This is a genomic window from Streptomyces sp. NPDC048338, assembly GCF_043201055.1.
Classification (GTDB): Bacteria; Actinomycetota; Actinomycetes; order Streptomycetales; family Streptomycetaceae; genus Streptomyces.
The window spans coordinates 219,932-234,898 of the sequence record NZ_JBICYQ010000006.1 but is presented as its reverse complement, the minus strand read 5'-3'; the positions used below and the strand labels follow the sequence as shown (position 1 = coordinate 234,898).

General features: G+C 72.9%; 12 protein-coding genes. 5 read left to right on the top strand and 7 right to left on the bottom strand.

Annotated features, from left to right (window positions below):
* The first annotated feature begins 28 nt into the window (after positions 1 to 28).
* Together ACGFZF_RS16495 and ACGFZF_RS16490 are read left to right on the top strand one after the other, a co-directional pair.
* Positions 29 to 1,171: a S1 family peptidase gene (locus ACGFZF_RS16495; protein ID WP_393554601.1), complete on the top strand. Its 1,143-nt coding sequence runs from the start codon at positions 29 to 31 to the stop codon at positions 1,169 to 1,171.
* A gap of 307 nt (positions 1,172 to 1,478) precedes the next feature.
* Entirely contained in the window at positions 1,479 to 2,672 is a 1,194-nt protein-coding gene (locus ACGFZF_RS16490) for an oxygenase MpaB family protein (protein WP_393554599.1), read from the top strand.
* A 122-nt stretch (positions 2,673 to 2,794) separates the two neighbouring features.
* On the opposite strand, the gene ACGFZF_RS16485 is transcribed toward ACGFZF_RS16490, so the two are convergent.
* The 4 genes from ACGFZF_RS16485 to ACGFZF_RS16470 form a co-directional block, all read right to left on the bottom strand.
* Positions 2,795 to 3,991 carry a TetR/AcrR family transcriptional regulator gene (locus ACGFZF_RS16485; protein WP_393554597.1) on the bottom strand — a complete coding sequence of 399 codons (1,197 nt, stop codon included), beginning with the start codon at positions 3,989 to 3,991 and terminating at the stop codon, positions 2,795 to 2,797.
* 256 nt (positions 3,992 to 4,247) lie between these two features.
* Positions 4,248 to 5,339 carry an NAD(P)-dependent alcohol dehydrogenase gene (locus tag ACGFZF_RS16480; RefSeq protein WP_393554595.1) on the bottom strand — a complete coding sequence of 364 codons (1,092 nt, stop codon included), beginning with the start codon at positions 5,337 to 5,339 and terminating at the stop codon, positions 4,248 to 4,250.
* Positions 5,336 to 5,833, bottom strand: coding sequence for a DUF4334 domain-containing protein (locus ACGFZF_RS16475; protein ID WP_393554593.1), 498 nt, complete (start codon positions 5,831 to 5,833; stop codon positions 5,336 to 5,338). Before ACGFZF_RS16475 ends, ACGFZF_RS16480 begins: the two co-directional genes overlap by 4 nt.
* 136 nt (positions 5,834 to 5,969) lie before the next feature.
* Complete coding sequence (locus ACGFZF_RS16470; protein WP_393554591.1) at positions 5,970 to 6,707, bottom strand: TetR/AcrR family transcriptional regulator; 738 nt, start codon at positions 6,705 to 6,707, stop codon at positions 5,970 to 5,972.
* 441 nt (positions 6,708 to 7,148) lie between these two features.
* Here ACGFZF_RS16470 and ACGFZF_RS16465 point away from each other — a divergent pair, with 441 nt between their 5' ends.
* Both ACGFZF_RS16465 and ACGFZF_RS16460 read left to right on the top strand, forming a co-directional pair.
* Positions 7,149 to 8,174, top strand: a complete 1,026-nt coding sequence (locus tag ACGFZF_RS16465; protein ID WP_393554589.1) for an LLM class F420-dependent oxidoreductase — start codon at positions 7,149 to 7,151, stop codon at positions 8,172 to 8,174.
* A gap of 233 nt (positions 8,175 to 8,407) precedes the next feature.
* Positions 8,408 to 10,231 carry an AMP-dependent synthetase/ligase gene (locus ACGFZF_RS16460; protein WP_393554587.1) on the top strand — a complete coding sequence of 608 codons (1,824 nt, stop codon included), beginning with the start codon at positions 8,408 to 8,410 and terminating at the stop codon, positions 10,229 to 10,231.
* Positions 10,232 to 10,371: 140 nt separating this feature from the next.
* On the opposite strand, the gene ACGFZF_RS16455 is transcribed toward ACGFZF_RS16460, so the two are convergent.
* A complete protein-coding gene (locus tag ACGFZF_RS16455) occupies positions 10,372 to 11,511 on the bottom strand; it encodes an acyl-CoA dehydrogenase family protein (RefSeq protein WP_393554585.1) in 1,140 nt (379 codons plus the stop codon).
* A gap of 89 nt (positions 11,512 to 11,600) precedes the next feature.
* Between ACGFZF_RS16455 and ACGFZF_RS16450 the strand changes: the two genes are divergently transcribed.
* Positions 11,601 to 12,227 (top strand): TetR/AcrR family transcriptional regulator, encoded by a 627-nt coding sequence (locus tag ACGFZF_RS16450; RefSeq protein WP_393554583.1) that lies wholly within the window; start codon positions 11,601 to 11,603, stop codon positions 12,225 to 12,227.
* Between the two features lie 53 nt (positions 12,228 to 12,280).
* Here the strand turns inward: ACGFZF_RS16450 and ACGFZF_RS16445 are convergent, their stop codons facing one another.
* Complete coding sequence (locus ACGFZF_RS16445; RefSeq protein WP_393554582.1) at positions 12,281 to 13,786, bottom strand: aldehyde dehydrogenase family protein; 1,506 nt, start codon at positions 13,784 to 13,786, stop codon at positions 12,281 to 12,283.
* Positions 13,783 to 14,724, bottom strand: a complete 942-nt coding sequence (locus tag ACGFZF_RS16440; RefSeq protein ID WP_393554580.1) for an oxygenase MpaB family protein — start codon at positions 14,722 to 14,724, stop codon at positions 13,783 to 13,785. Before ACGFZF_RS16440 ends, ACGFZF_RS16445 begins: the two co-directional genes overlap by 4 nt.
* Between the last annotated feature and the right edge of the window lie 243 nt (positions 14,725 to 14,967).

Here is a 14,967-nt window from a genome sequence, read left to right as displayed (position 1 = left end):
AGCGTTCGATCCCCCACCAGGAGGCCCCGTGAGACGCACCACCCCCCTGCGCGCCGCTGTCGCGGCGCTCCTGCTGACCGTAGGACTCGGCGGCGCCCACGCCGGGACCGCGAACGCCGCACCCGCCGGCTCCGCGCCCACCGCCTCGGCCGGACTCCTCGACGCCATGCGGCAGGACCTCGGCCTGACGCCCCGGCAGGCCGAGGAGCGGATACGGGCGGAGCGCGCCGCGGCGGGCGTCGAGGCGGCCGCCCGGCGCACCGCCGGCTCCACATACGGCGGCTCGTGGTTCGAACCGGCCACCGGACGGCTCGTGGTCGGCCTCACCGACCGCTCCGAGGAGGCCGACGTCCGCGCCCTGGGCGCCGACACCCGGCTCGTCCGGCACAGTGCCGCCGCGCTCGACCGGGCCAAGTCCCGCCTCGACGGGCTCTCGGCCCCCGCCGGAGTGGCCGGCTGGCACGTCGACCCCAAGGCCAGCACCGTCGTCGTGACCGTCGTCCGCGCCGACCGCACCTCGCCCGCCGTGCACGCCTTCGTCGAGCGGGCCCGCCGGACCGGCCCCGTCACCGTCGCGGAGACGGCCACCGCGCCGCGCACCTACGCGGCGGGCACCGTCGGCGGCGACCCCTACTACACCGGCAACGTCCGCTGTTCCATCGGCTTCTCCGTGTACGGCGGCTACGTCACCGCCGGGCACTGCGGACGCGCCGGAGCCGCGGTGCGCGGCTGGGACGGGTCGGCCCAGGGCACCTTCCAGGGCTCCTCGTTCCCGGGTGACGACTACGCGTACGTCGGCATCCACAGCGGCTGGTGGACGGTGCCCGTGGTGCTCGGCTGGGGAACGGTCTCGGACCGCCTGGTCCGAGGCTCGGCCGAGGCTCCCGTGGGTGCGTCGATCTGCCGCTCGGGCTCCACGACGCACTGGCACTGCGGCACCGTCCTCGCCAAGAACGAGACGGTCAACTACAGCCAGGGCGCCGTCCACCAGATGACGAAGACCAGCGTCTGCGCGGAGGGCGGCGACTCGGGCGGCGCGTTCATCAGCGGAGACCAGGCCCAGGGCGTCACTTCCGGAGGCTGGGGCAACTGCTCCTCCGGCGGCGAGACCTGGTTCCAGCCGATCAACGAGATCCTCGGACGCTACGGGCTGACGCTGCACACGGCCTGACGCACCACCCGGGCGGCCACGCGCCCGGCTCCGGCGCCCCGTCCGTCCGGACCCGCCACGGCGACACGCCGCCGGGTCCGGACGGGCGGGGCGCCGCCCGTTCGACGACGCCTCGGCCGCCCCGCAGACTGCGCGACAACCTGGCGACGAGCCCTCCGTCACCACCATTGCCGATGCCGACGCACCTCGCTATGTTAATGAAAAATCACATGTGTGCGACAAGGTCCATCAGGCCGTTGGCCGCACAACAAGCAAGTCTGCGAAGGCACCTGAAACCATCTGGCCCATCAGGGAAGCAGGTAAGTCAATGGAGAACCTCAGCAGGCGAAGGGCCCTGTCGCTCGGTGTCGCGCTCGGCCTCGTGGGCGTGGCGAACCCCGCCCGGGCGTCGACGGGAGCGGTGACCGGAGCCGCCGCGGGGACCGGTCCGGAGTGGATCTGGGACGCGGCGGCGGACCCCCTGATGGCTTCGATGCTCGACGGCGGACACGTGCCGGCGATCAACACCGCATGGGCGTCGTGGGTGAACAACGACGATCCGCTGCCCGGCGGCCTGCCGGCCGAATTCGCCGCGTACCTGGGGCAGGTCAACCGGCTGCCCTCCTGGGCCGACCCCGCCAAGCTGGCCCGCGCCGCCGACTTCAACCGGCGCAGGGACACGTACCTCTTCATGCTGTACGGCCTCGGCAGCGGAATCATGAGCACGGTGATTCCGCGCGAGGCCAAGAGCGTCTACTGGTCCGCGGGCGGAGCCGACATGCAGGACCGGGCGGCCAAGACGTTCACCTTCGGTTACGACCTGTCCCAGCTGGGAGCCTTCCGGCCGACGGGACAGTTCGTCGTCACCGCCAACAAGACGCGGGTGGTGCACGCCGCGGTGCGTCACCTGCTCCCGCAGTCGCCGCACTGGCGGGCGGTCGCCGACGAGTCCGTCCCGATCAGCGCCGCCGACATCCTGGTCACCTTCCACAGCCTGGGCACCTACGTGTACCGGAAGCTGCTCGACTGGAGGATCCCGTTCCCGGCCGCGGACCAGGAGGCGTTCCTGCACTCGTGGCAGGTCGCCGTCCACCTGCTCGGTGTGCCGGACGAGCACATCCCCCAGACCTGGGCGGCCGCCGAGAAGCAGTCGGCGCAGGTGCTCGCCCCGATCCTCACCCCGTCGCCCGAGGGCATCGCACTGGCCGGGGAACTGCTCGGTCTGACCGCACAGGTCGACCTCGGCGTCACCCGCGGGTTCCTGAACGAGTTCGTGCGCTACGTCCTCAGCGACGAGGTCGGTGACTGGCTGGGGCTGAAACGCGACTACGCGTCGGCGGCCCTGGTCCGCACGGCGTGGCCCGCGTACATCCTGTTCCGGGAGGGGCTGTCGCCCGTCATGCCCGGCACCTTCTACATGTTCGACCAGTTCGTGCGTGGCCTGGCCATGCTGTTCCTCAACAAGGGATCCTCCGGGGCCACCACGCCCATCACGATCCCCACGGGAAACCGGGCGGGCTGAGCCGCCGGTCGGTCTCACCGCCCGCCCCCGGGACAGATCGGCCGAGGGGCGGGCATCCGGGTGACTCGCGCACGGGACGCTCAGCGGCGCGACGCCTCGCCGACACCGGTTGCGGCGGTCTTTCAGAGACCCAGAGCGCCCAGGACCAGGGCGGTCACGGCCCCGCGACGGTCGGGGCCGTCCCGCCACCGCAGTCTGCGTCCCGCCTCGACCACCACGCCGAACCCCGCGTGCACCAGAACCCGGGCCTGGCGTGGGTCCAGTTCCGGGCGCGCCAGCCGCAACTGCTGCTCCCACACGGCGATGTGCTCCCGCTGTGCGAGGACCACGGGTCGCCGCAGGTCGGTCGGCAACCCGGCGAGCTCGGCCTCGGCCACACTGTTGAGCTCGGTGTATTCGAAGCTGTAGGCCACGTACGTCGCCGCCAGCGCGACGAGGGCGTCGCGCGGGTCGGACACCTCGTGCAGGCTCCGCTCCACACCCTGGGCCAGGAGACCCGCCGCCTGGAGACATGCCGCCGCCAGGATGTCGATCTTGCCGGGGTAGTGGCGGTAGAGCGCGGACGGGGTCAGTCCCACCGCTTCGGCGATCTGACCGTTCGTGACGCTCGCGAATCCGTCCCGGGCGAACAGCGGGACGGAGGCGGCGAGGATCTCCGCGCGTCGGGTGCGCGGCACCGGCCGGGCGGGCAGTTCGACGGGCTGTGCCCCGGGCCGGCCCGCCGCGGGGTCACTCGCGGCCACACCCAGCGCGGACGCCAGCAGCAGCTCCTCGGCCCGGCGCCCGGCGATCGAGGTGTGATGCATCGTGATGGACCCGATCGCGCCGAGGGCCGCGGTGGCCCGCAGGCGCTCGTCAGGCCGGGGGTGCTCGCGCTGCACCGCCTCGTCGACCCGCTCGACGAGGCGACCGAACTTCACCCCGAGACGTCTGCGGTCCTCGCGGTTGAGGTAGCGGGCCTCCCACCGGTACACGCCGCCCGACGCACGATGAGCGACGGTGATCCGGATGGCGGCGGTGAGCACATCCGTCAAGGTCGCCCCGGGCGGCACCTCGTCGAGCGCGGCGACCAGTCCGTCCACCATGACGTCGGCGCACTCGGAGAACAGCGCGTACTTGTTCGGGAAGTGCCGGTACAGAGCGGCCGCGGAGATCCCCACGCCGGCGGCTACCTCCTCCATGGACGCCGTGTGGTATCCGCGCTCACTGAAGACCCGCCCGGCCGCCTCGACGATGAGCTGCCTGCGGTTGCGGGGCCGAGTGGCCGCGGCCGGATGGCCGTTCGCAGCCGAACGCGCGGATGGGGAGGCGGGGGCCATGCGGATCAGTGAATCACAAGCCGTCAGGCGGCCGGGCCTCCTCGGCGCGGACCGCACAGGACGTGACTCCGGGATCACTTCCCGGGTGATCTCCGGGCCCGCGACGTGAACGGCTCCTGCCGATGCCAACGCGGACGCCGACGCGGACGCCGACTGCCGACTGCCGACTGCCGACTGCCGTCGCGGCAGCCGGTGTCCGGCGGTCCGGCGGGGGCCCGCCGTGCGGCACCGCCGTTCCCGGTGCCGGAGCGGCCGGTCAGGCGAAGGTGAGGACCGGCTTGACCACGCTGCCGTCCCCCATGGCGGCCACGGCCGCGCCGATGTCCTCGAAGGGGAACGTGGTGATCAGCCGGTCGAGCGGGAAGAGGCCCCGCCTGTGCAGGCCGACCAGTTCGGGGATGAAGCGGCCGGGGTCGGAGTCCCCTTCGAGCACCCCGTGGACGCGGATCCCCTTGGCGAGGAGGCCCATGACGTCGAACGTCACCTCACCGCCGATGCCGAGGAGGGCGAGTTCGCCGCGCGGGCGCAGCGCGCCGACGGCCCGGCGGGCCATCTCCGGACGGCCGGTCGTCTCGACGGCGTGGTGCGCGCCACCGCCGGTGAGGTCGCGCAGCGCCGCCACCAGACCGTCCCCGGGGGCCAGGGCCGCCTTGGCGCCGAGTCCGAGGGCGAGGGCACGGCGGGAGGCGACCGGGTCGACGGCCACCACCGGATCACAGCCCACGGCCACTGCGGCCATCAGCGCGCTCAGGCCCACCCCGCCCGCGCCCAGGACGATCAGGGAGGAACCTGGTTCGGGGCGCAGCCGGTTGAGCACGGTGCCGGCGCCCGTCTGCCCGCTGCAGCCCAGCGGCGCGGCGACCGCGGCCGCCAGGTCGGGGGGCACCCTGACCACGCCGCGTTCGTGGACGACGGCGTGCGTGGCGAAGCTGGACTGGCCGAAGAAGCCGCCGTGCAGCGGTGTGCCGTCGAGGGAGAGCGGCGTGGTGCCGTCCACGCGTCCACCGGAGAGGTTCCGGTCCCGCGCGGCGTGGCAGTAGGCCGGGTGGCCCGCGGCGCACTGCTCGCAGGTGCCGCAACTGGCGAAGCTGAGGCAGACGTGGTCCCCCGGCGCGAGCCCGGTCACCTCCGCGCCCACCGCCTCGACCCGCCCCGCGCCCTCGTGGCCGAAGACCATCGGGGTGAGCCGCCGGGGCCAGGCGTCCCGCATCCCCAGGTCGGTGTGACAGATGCCGACCGCGGTCATCCGCACCAGCACCTCGCACGGGCGTGGGTCCTCGAGGTCCGCGTCCCGGACGGTGAACGGGGCTCCCGGCGACTCGGTGACCGCGGCGCGGACGCGTCTCACGAGCCTTCCCCGGGAAGCGGGGCCTCGGGGGCGCGCTCGAGGAAGAAGTAGAAGAAGGGGCCCTCGGAGGGGACCCCCTTGCCGTTCATGATCCCCATCAGCGTGGTGTCGTCCACCTGCTTGAAGTGGTCGAAGACGGGCTGGCCGTCGTAGACCATGGTGGCCGTCGGCTCACCGCGGAACTCGACGGTCCACAGGCTGGCCTCACCCTTGCCGAGCTCGCGGTCGGAGTACAGCCCGCCGGAAGCGTCACGGCAGATCAGCGGCTTGGCGTCGTGCACGGCGACGAAGGTCTTGCCGTACCAGCCGGCCTTCGCCAGCGCGCCGTTGAGCGGGTGACCCGTGCGGAACTCGCCGCCCCGCCACTCACCGAGTATGTCCTCGGGCCGGACGGTGGCCAACGCCGCCCAGATCTCGTCGAGTTCGGCGGGGTCGACCGGGCCGTCCTTCTCCCGTAGCTCCTGGAACCGGGCGCGGGCGTCGAGCACGTCCATGCGGGGGTGTCCTCTCGTCGGTGCGGCACCGTGGATACGGGACGTCGGGATGGTGCCGTGCGGGATGGGTGGGGGAAGGTCGCCTCGGCCGCTGCCGACCGGCCTGAGCCCGGCGGGAGCGCGGTGCCCCGCCGCGTCACCGGGAGGTGCGCGGAGCGGAACCCCGGGGGGCGGAGGTCCGCGTGAGGGAGGGCGGCCGGAGGTGAGAGCGCCCCGGGAACGGGAGGGCGGGGTCGCCGGTGACCGCGCCCGGGTGGCCCACGGTGCCGAGGCTCAGCAGCACGTGGCGTTCGGCGACCTCCTCCGCGGTGAGCGGGCCGTCCTCACGGAACCAGTTGGCGACCCCCTGGCACAGGATGAGCACCGCGCGCACCGCGTCGGCCGGGATCGGTGTGGTGAACACGCCCTGGGCGCGGCCCGCCTCGACCGTGTCCAGCAGCATGTGCTGGAGGTAGTCGCGCAGGGCGACGTAGCGCGCCCGGTTCTGCGGGTCCAGGCTGCGGATCTCGGTGTCCAGGAAGGCCAGCTGCCGACGGTGGGCCATGTAGAGCACGATCGACTCGACCATGCCGCAGAACCGGTCCAGCGGATCGTCCCCGGCCTCCGCGGACGCCGCGCGGCAGCGGTCCAGGACGTCCTTGATGGACGTCTCCAGCAGCGTGGCCAGCAGAGCCTGCTTGTTCTCGTAGTGGTAGTACAGCGCGGGCACGGTGACACCGACGCGGCCGGCGATGTCCCGGACCGAAGTGCCGTGGTAGCCGTGCTCGTTGAAGGCTTCCATGGTGCGCATCAGGATCGGGTGCAGGTCGAGCGGTCCGTAGGAGCGCCAGTGCTCGGCCGGGGGCGTGGTGTCCTGGCTCTGCTGGGTGTTCAACGACTCTCCTCGGGACGGGCGGCGATCCGCGACATCGTACGGCCGTGAGTCATCTGAACCTCCCTTCGGTTGCTTAGCGCTCGATCAGGAGAACCTTGGCATCCGGTCCGGCCTGCTGTCACTCCCTCGACGTGGATTCGGAAAAACTCGTGTGACACGGGGAGTTGACCGACCGGCACCGCCCTCCTACGTTCTTAGCGAACGCTCAGTAAGTCCCCGGCCGACGGCGGCGAGTCCGCCGCGCGCCGAGAGAGGAACCCATGAGCCGGCACTCCACCGACCTTCCCCGCCGCGCCGTGGCGGGTCCGCCGGACGGCGTGCGCGCGGTCGAACCGGCGACACCCCCGGCACCCTCCGGCTCCCGCCTGCCCTTCCCGGCGCGCACACCTCCGAGGTGGCCCGCGACCGGGGCGTGCCCGATCTGCTGAAGGACCCCTGCCGATGGAACTGTCCTCACCCCTGGCGTACGCCGCCGATCCTCGCGCCGCCGCGGACCGGGCCGCCGCCCTGGAGTCCGCGGGCCTCGACGCCGTCTGGGTGGCCGAGGCGTACGGCTTCGACTCCCCGACCGTGATGGGATACCTCGCCGCGAAGACCGAGCGGATGCGGATCGGCGCGGCCATCCTCAACGTCTACTCGCGCACCCCCGCGCTGATCGCCCAGACCGCGGCCGGACTCGACGCCCTCAGCGGAGGTCGCGCCCTCCTCGGCGTCGGCGCCTCCGGACCCCAGGTCGTCGAAGGCTGGCACGGCCGCCGCTACGACCGCCCGCTGGGTCGCACCCGCGAGGTGATCGAGCTGTCCCGGCGGATCTGGCGGCGCGAGACGATCGAGCACCACGGCATCACCGACCTGCCGCTGCCACCCGAGAAGGGAGGCACCCTCGGCAAACCGCTGAAGCTGCTGAACCACCCGGTCCGCGACGCCATCCCGGTCTACCTCGCGGCGCTGGGCCCGGCCAACGTCAGGATGGCCGCCGAGATCGCCGACGGATGGCTGCCGTTCCTCTACGTCCCCGAGTACGCCGACAAGGTCTGGGGCCGGTCCCTGGCCGAGGGCCGCGCCAGGCGCGACCCCGCGCTCGGCCCGCTCTCGGTCGTGGCGGGCGGCCTGCTGGCCATCGGCGACGGGGCGGAGGCCGTCCGCGACCTGCTGCGCCCCACCGTCGCGCTCTACGTCGGCGGCATGGGCGCGCCCGGCCGGAACTTCTACCACGACCTGGTCCGCTCCTACGGATACGAGTCGGCCGCGGCCGCCATCCAGGAGCACTACCTCGCCGGCCGCAAGAAGGACGCGGAGGCCGCCGTACCGGCCGAGCTGCTGGAGCGGCTCTGCCTGGCCGGCCCGGAGGGGTACGTCCGCGACCGCGTCGAGGTCTTCCGCGAGGCGGGCGTGACGATGCTCAACGTCACCCCCGTCGGGCCCGATCCCGCCCGGTCGATCGAGCGCGTGAGGAGCTGGTTGTGACCCTGGAACGAGCCCTGTACGGCCCCGACCACGAGGCGTTCCGCGAGACGGTGCGGACCTCAAGTCGACCTTCCTCGTCACGGAGGTGACCCCGCAGCACGAACGCTGGGAGGCGACGGACCTCGCCGGCGGCCCCGCCCGCCCCCACCCCGGCTCCACCCCGCACAACCGCAGGGGATCCCCACCGCCCCGGTCTCCCCAGACGTCCCCTTCCCACCCGCACGGAGGCCCCGATGACATCCGCACCCCCGACCACCGGCGACGTGCCCGACGACCCGGCCCTGCCGCAGCTGCTGGCCCGCAACGCCCGCGAGTACCCCGGGCTGCCCGGCCTGTCCTGGCAGTCGGCGGACGGTGACGGCGACTGGACGACGCTCAGCTGGGCGGAGATCCACGAGCAGACCCGGAGCCTCGCCGCCGGCTACCGGGCCCTCGGCGTGGGCCGCGGCGACCACGTCCTGCTGATGATGGCCAACCGGCCCGAACACTGGCTGTCGGACCTGGCGCTGGTCCGTCTCGGCGCGATCCCGGTCAGCGTCTACGGCACCGCGGCCCCCGGGCAGATCACCCACATCGCCCGCAACTGCCGGGCCCGCCTCGCCGTCGTGGAGGGGGCGGCGCAGGTCGCCGTGTGGGAGCCGCTGCTGGCCGACGCCGACACCCCGCTGGAACGTCTGGTGGTGGCCGAGGCGGGCGCGGAGGACCGCCACTTCCCGTACGCCGCCCTCCTCCGCGAACCGGTGCCGGAGCGGTTCGCCGAGGAACTGGACGCCGCCCGCCCCGAGGATCCGCTGACCGTCGTCTACACCTCCGGCACCACCGGCGAGCCCAAGGGCGTCGTCCTCACCCATCGCGAGGTGATGGCCAACGCCCTGGCGCTGGATGCCGTGGTGGAGCTGCCCCCGCACGTCGAGCACATCTGCTACCTGCCCTTCGCCCACATCGCCGAGCGGATGCTGGGCATCTACCTGCCCTGTCACCGGGCCTCGCACGTCTATCTCTGCGCCGAGCCGACGCGCGTCGGCGAGGTGGTGCGCAAGGTGCGCCCCGCGCAGTTCTTCGGCGTGCCGAGGATCTGGGAGAAACTGTCCGCCGGCGTGCGGGCCGTCCTCTCGCTGATGCCGGCCGAGCAGCGGGTGGTCATCGACCAGGCGTTCGAGGTCGCCCGTGAGCACGTCGGCTACCGCGAGCGGGGCGAGACGCCGCCCGCCGAACTCGAGGAGCGCTACCTCCGCGTCCGCGAGGACGTGCTGCTGCCCATGCTGGCCGCGGGCGGCCTGGACCGGGTGACCTGGTCGGCCAGCGCGTCGGCGCCGATGTCGGTCGACGTGGTGAGGTTCTGGGCCGGCTTCGGCATCGTCATCATGGACGCCTGGGGGCTGACGGAGACCACCGGCGTGGCCACCAGCAACAGCCCGAGGGCCGGCTTCCGGCTCGGCTCGGTGGGACGCCCGGTGGGGTCCGTGGAGATCCGCCTCGCCGAGGACGGCGAGATCCTGGTGCGGGGCTCGTCCGTCTTCTCCGGCTACCTCCAGCCGGACGGCTCGGTGCGGTCCGTCCTGGACGCCGACGGCTGGCTGGCCACCGGCGACATCGGCCGGACGGACGAGGACGGCTACCTCTGGCTCACCGACCGGAAGAAGGAGCTGATCATCACCTCCACCGGCAAGAACGTCTCGCCGGCGCTGGTGGAGAACGCGCTCAAGGAACACCCGCTGATCGGGCAGGCGATGGTGCACGGCGACGATCGCTCCTACCTCGTCGCCCTGCTGGTGCTCGACGCGGAGGCCGCCCCCGCCTGGGCCGCGGCCAACGGCGTCGCTACGGAGAAGGGACTGGCCGGGCTGGCGGAACACCCGGTCGTCCGGGCGGAGGTGGACCGCGCGGTGGCCGCCGCCAACACCCGGCTCAACCGCACCGAGCAGGTCAAGCGGTACGAGCTGCTGGCCGAGGAGTGGGGCCCGGCGACCGGCGAGCTGACGCCCTCGCTGAAGATGCGGCGCCGGGTCATCCGGGACAAGTACGCCGCCGAGCTGTCCGGGCTCTACCAGGACTGACCGGGGCCGCGTGCGCCCACGCCCTCCCACGCCCCCACGTCCCGTCGCCCGCTCGTCCGCACGGCCCGCGCCTCCCGCGCACGGAAGGCGGCCGCCCACCCCCCCTTCCGGGGGTGGGCGGCCGTCGTGTCCGGGGTGACTCAGAGACCGTAGGTCTTGCCGATGACGTCCCGCTGGATCTCGCTGGTCCCGCCGTAGACCGTGGAGACGACCGCGGCCCGCAGGTGGCGTTCCATGTCGAACTCCGTGGTGTAGCCGTATCCGCCCATCATCTGCATGCCCTCCAGGGCGGCCCGCTTGGCGGTCTCGGTGGCTTTCAGCTTGGCCATGGACGCCTCGCGCGGGAACAACTTGTCCGGCTGCGCGTCGCAGTCCAGGGCCACCTCGCGCACCAGGAGCCGGGTGCACTCGATCTCGGTGGCGAGATCGGCGATCCGGTGCCGGAGCGCCTGGAAGGAGCCGACGGGCCGCCCGAACTGCTCGCGTCCGCGGACGTAGGCGACGGCGTCGTCGAAGGCGCGGCGCGCCAGGCCCAGCATGTTCGCGGCCAGGAAGAGGCGCTCGTCGTTCAGGCCGGCCATCAACTGGCGCCAGCCGTTGTCGACCTGGCCGACGACGGCGTCCGCGGGCAGCCGCACGCCGGTGAGGAAGACGTCGTTGACCTCCCGACCGCCCATGGTGTCGATGCCCCGCACCTCCACACCCGGGGCGCCGGCGGGCAGATGGAACATGGTCAGACCGCCGTGCTTGTCCTCGCCGGTGCGGGCCACCAGCAGAATGCTCCTCGCGCAGTGCGCGCTGGAGATCCAGGTCTTCTGGCCGTCGATCACCCACGTACCGTCCGCCTCCTGCCGGGCGCGGCAGCGCAGCGCGCCGACGTCCGACCCGGCCCCCGGCTCCGACATGGCGATGGACAGCACGTCACCGCGGACGGCGCCGGACAGCACCTCCTTCCGCTGCCGCCCGGTGCCGAACCGCTCGTACGCCTTCGCCGCGATGACGGTGGTGATGAAGCCTGCGGCCGGGACCATCCCGTACGAGGTCTCCTCCAGGAAGAGGCAGGCGTCGGCCAGCCCGCCGCCGGAGCCCCCGTACTCCTCGGGCAGACACACCCCGAGCCAGCCCAGGTCGGCGAGCCTGCCGTACAGCTCGGGGTTGTGGGCCTCGCGGCCGCCCGCGGTCAGCGCGTCGCGCTGTTCCCGGGTACCGCACTCCCGCTTGGCGAAATCGCGGACGGCCGCGACGAAATCGGCCTGTTCTTCGGTGAGGCGACTGCCCATCAGATCCTCCGAGGTTCGTGTCGCGATACGGAGATATGATAAGCGTTTCAACGTATCTCGGGGAGATGTCCGCCGGTATCGTGAGCGCCATGAGAACTGACACGAACGACTCGGGGCTCGCCCGGGCCATCGCCCGAGCGGAGGCGGAGGACCCCACGGCGCGGAGGATCCTCGACGCCGCGCTGGAGCAGTTCACCCTGCTCGGCCTGCGCCGCTCGTCCGTGGACGACGTCGCCAAGCGCGCCGGAGTCTCCCGCGTCACCGTCTTCCGGCGCTTCCAGACCAAGGACAACCTGGTCGAGGCCACCCTGCTGCGCGAGCTCAGCCGGTTCTACCAACGGCTGGACACCGCGGTGGCGGCACTGCCGACCATGGAGGAGCGGGTCGTCGAGGGCTTCGTGGTAGCCCTGCGCCACACCCGCGCCCACGCGCTCTTCGGCGGCCTGCTGCGCCTCGAACCCGAGGTGGTCCTGCCCTACCTGACGGTGCAGGGCGGCTCCACGCTGTCCGCCACCGTCGAGTACCTGACGGGCCACCTGCGCCGCGCCCAGCAGGTCGAGGGCCGCCCCGACGAGGACCCGCGTCCGGTCGCCGAACTGATGGTGCGGGTCGCCGTGTCCTTCCTGCTCAACCCCGCCGGCTGCATCGAGATGGACGACGAGGACCAGGCCCGGGCCTTCGCCCGCCGCTACCTGGCTCCGCTGCTGGACGCCTGACCGGCCGGACCGTCCGAGCGGACGGTCCGGCCGGCGGGGCGCCGCCCGGCCGTTCAGCGGCGCCGGTGCAGCGCCCGGGCCAGCCGCACCGCGCGCTCGCGCGTGGCGGCCGGAACCCCGAAGGAGGTCAGCACGATCGGCGGGGTGAAGCGCTGCACCGTCGTCGACTGCACGGAGGTGAAGGCACGCAGCCCTTCCTCGCCGTGGATCCGCCCGAAGCCGGAGTCCTGCGAGCCGCCGAACGGCAGGGCCGGCACCGCGGCGAAGCCCAGCACCGAGTTCACCGACACCGCCCCCGCGCGCAGCCGCGCCGCGATCTCCGCACCGGTGCGCCCGTTGCGGCAGAACACCGCGGCCCCCAGGGCGTAACGCGAGGCGTTGGCCCGTTCCACCGCCTCGTCCACGTCGGCCACCGGGTTGATCGCCACGACCGGCCCGAAGGTCTCCTCCGCCATCGCCGCCGCGTCCTCCGGGACACCGGTCAGCACGACCGGCGCGACGTACGGAGCGCGAACCGACTCGGGCCCGCCGAGCAGGGCCCGCGCACCCGCCGAGACCGCACCGGCCACATGCCGTTCGACGATCTCGACCTGGCCCGGCAGCGTCATCGGGCCGTAGGAGGCGTCGGCCTCGGCGCCCGGGCGCAGCACCCCGGCCCGCTCGACCACCCGTTCGCACAGCTCCGCGTGGATCTCGCGTACGGCGTAGACGCGCTCCACCCCGGCGCAGGTCTGCCCGGCGTTGCTCAGCGCGCCCCACACGATCGCGTCGGCGGCCGCCTCCAGATCCGCGTCCGCGGTGACGATCACCGCGTCCTTCCCGCCGCATTCGGCGAGGAACGGCGTCAGCGTCTCGGCGCACACCGCCATCACCTTGCGAGCCGTCCCCGGTGAACCGGTGAACGCCAGCTTGTCGATCCCCGACCGGGCCAGGGCGTCCCCGGTGGACGCCGCGCCGGTGACGGTGGTCAGCAGTCCGGCGTGCTGGGGCACGGCGGCGTCGAAGAGCTCGGCCAGCAGGACCCCGGTGCCGGCGGTCAGCTCGGACGGTTTGAAGACCACGGCGTTCCCCGCGGCCAGGGCGTAACCGATGGAGCCCATCGGGGTGTAAAGCGGGTAGTTCCAGGGGCCGATCACGCCGATCACACCCGACGGCCGGTGCACCAGCGAAGCCCGCTGGTGCACGGTGAACAGACCGGTGCCCACCTTCCGCCGGCGCAGCACGCGTGCGGCGTTGCGGGCGGCCCAGCCCAGGTGCTCCAGGGTGAGTACGACCTCCAGCGCGGCGTCACCGGCGGGCTTGCCGGTCTCCGCGGCGATGGTGCGGGCCAGTACGTCCAGGTCGGTGGCGAGGGCCTTCTTCCAGCGCAGCAGATGGTCACGGCGCCGGGACGCGGGCAGCGCCGCCCACCCTGCCTGCACGGTCCGGGCCGCGGCCACTGCGCGGGAGACCTCCTCCGGCCCGTTCACCGGGTGTTCGGCGATGGCCTTGCCGGTCGCCGGGGAGTACGTGGTGAAGGTCGCGGCGCGTGCCGCCGCGGCAGGGGTGGTGTCGGTCATCGGGTCTCCTGACGGGGAGTCCGGGGGACGGTCGACCGCGCCGGAACGGAGGTGTCTTCCTGTGCCGTCCCGTCCTGGAGCGGGGTCGTCGGACGGGAGTGCGCCCAGTGCGGACCCAGGTCGTCCAGGGTCCAGCCGAAGGGGTAGGTGCGCGCCTTGGGCCTGCGCGGGAACCGCTCGGGCCGCCCGGGCAGCAGGCGGATCAGCGCGGCCCGGGTGCGGAACACGCGGTGGACGGCGGTCCGCAGCCAGCGCGGCTCCGGGCGGAAGCCGAGCGCCGTCAGCAGCGGTTCGTCCAGCACGGCGAGCGAGACGCGGGTCGCCAGCCGCCGCGCCGGGGCCGGGTACCAGGAGGCCAGGATCCGCAGAGTGGCCGCGGCGACCCTGCGGTTGGCGGGGTCGTAGGCGAACATCTCCCGTTCGTAGTCGTCGTGGAGTCGTTCGAACGCGGCGTAGGTCTCGGGCACACCGGAGATGCCCATCATCTCGCCCATCCGCCGGCCCACCAGGGCCAGGCTCTCGATCTCCTGCACGGACAGGCGCCGCCAGCCGAACCGGTCGATCCAGCGCTTCGGCCCGACCACCGTGGTGGCCAGGACGTAGAGGAAGTCCTCGTTGGGGATCCGGTAACGGCCGTGTATGCGGTTCAGCTGCCGGGCGGCTGCCCGGCCGTGCTCCGAGTCCATTCCTTCGCGGACCATCTCGTACGTGATCAGCACCGTGTCGTCGTACCGCTTCTGACCGGCACGTTCGAACTCCTGCGTGCGGTCCAGGAGTCGGGATATGCGCGGGACGCCGTAGTCGCGCAGGAACGCGATCGACGTCCCGTGGAGATAGTCGCTGGGGAACTCGTAGTGGATGATCCACCGGTAGATCTGCTCGAAGTCCTGCTGCGGATCCATCTGCTGGATGCGGCGCAGCCGGCTGTAGCGGCCCATAAGCGATCTCTCCTGTCGGAATCGCGGCCACAACTCGCGGCGCGGGTGGTCAGGTCGGAGAAGCGGACGGTCTCCGCGTCGACGGGCACCTGGCCGGCCTCCCCGTGGCCACCTCCGGCTTCGGAAGCCGCACGGCGATCAGGAGGCCGTCGGGCACGGTGCCGGCGCCCGGACGGATCCGCGGAGTGCTGACGTTCGGGTGGGGATGACGATGCCGGCAGGACGAGCCCGTCGGTGAGCCGG

Coding starts and splice junctions, on each gene's coding strand:
- ACGFZF_RS16490 (WP_393554599.1), top strand. CDS start 1,479: ATGGAGAACCTCAGCAGGCGAAGGGCCCTGTCGCTCGGTGTCGCGCTC.
- ACGFZF_RS16440 (WP_393554580.1), bottom strand. CDS start 14,724: ATGGGCCGCTACAGCCGGCTGCGCCGCATCCAGCAGATGGATCCGCAG.
- ACGFZF_RS16475 (WP_393554593.1), bottom strand. CDS start 5,833: ATGGACGTGCTCGACGCCCGCGCCCGGTTCCAGGAGCTACGGGAGAAG.
- ACGFZF_RS16460 (WP_393554587.1), top strand. CDS start 8,408: ATGACATCCGCACCCCCGACCACCGGCGACGTGCCCGACGACCCGGCC.
- ACGFZF_RS16485 (WP_393554597.1), bottom strand. CDS start 3,991: ATGGCCCCCGCCTCCCCATCCGCGCGTTCGGCTGCGAACGGCCATCCG.
- ACGFZF_RS16445 (WP_393554582.1), bottom strand. CDS start 13,786: ATGACCGACACCACCCCTGCCGCGGCGGCACGCGCCGCGACCTTCACC.
- ACGFZF_RS16450 (WP_393554583.1), top strand. CDS start 11,601: ATGAGAACTGACACGAACGACTCGGGGCTCGCCCGGGCCATCGCCCGA.
- ACGFZF_RS16465 (WP_393554589.1), top strand. CDS start 7,149: ATGGAACTGTCCTCACCCCTGGCGTACGCCGCCGATCCTCGCGCCGCC.
- ACGFZF_RS16455 (WP_393554585.1), bottom strand. CDS start 11,511: ATGGGCAGTCGCCTCACCGAAGAACAGGCCGATTTCGTCGCGGCCGTC.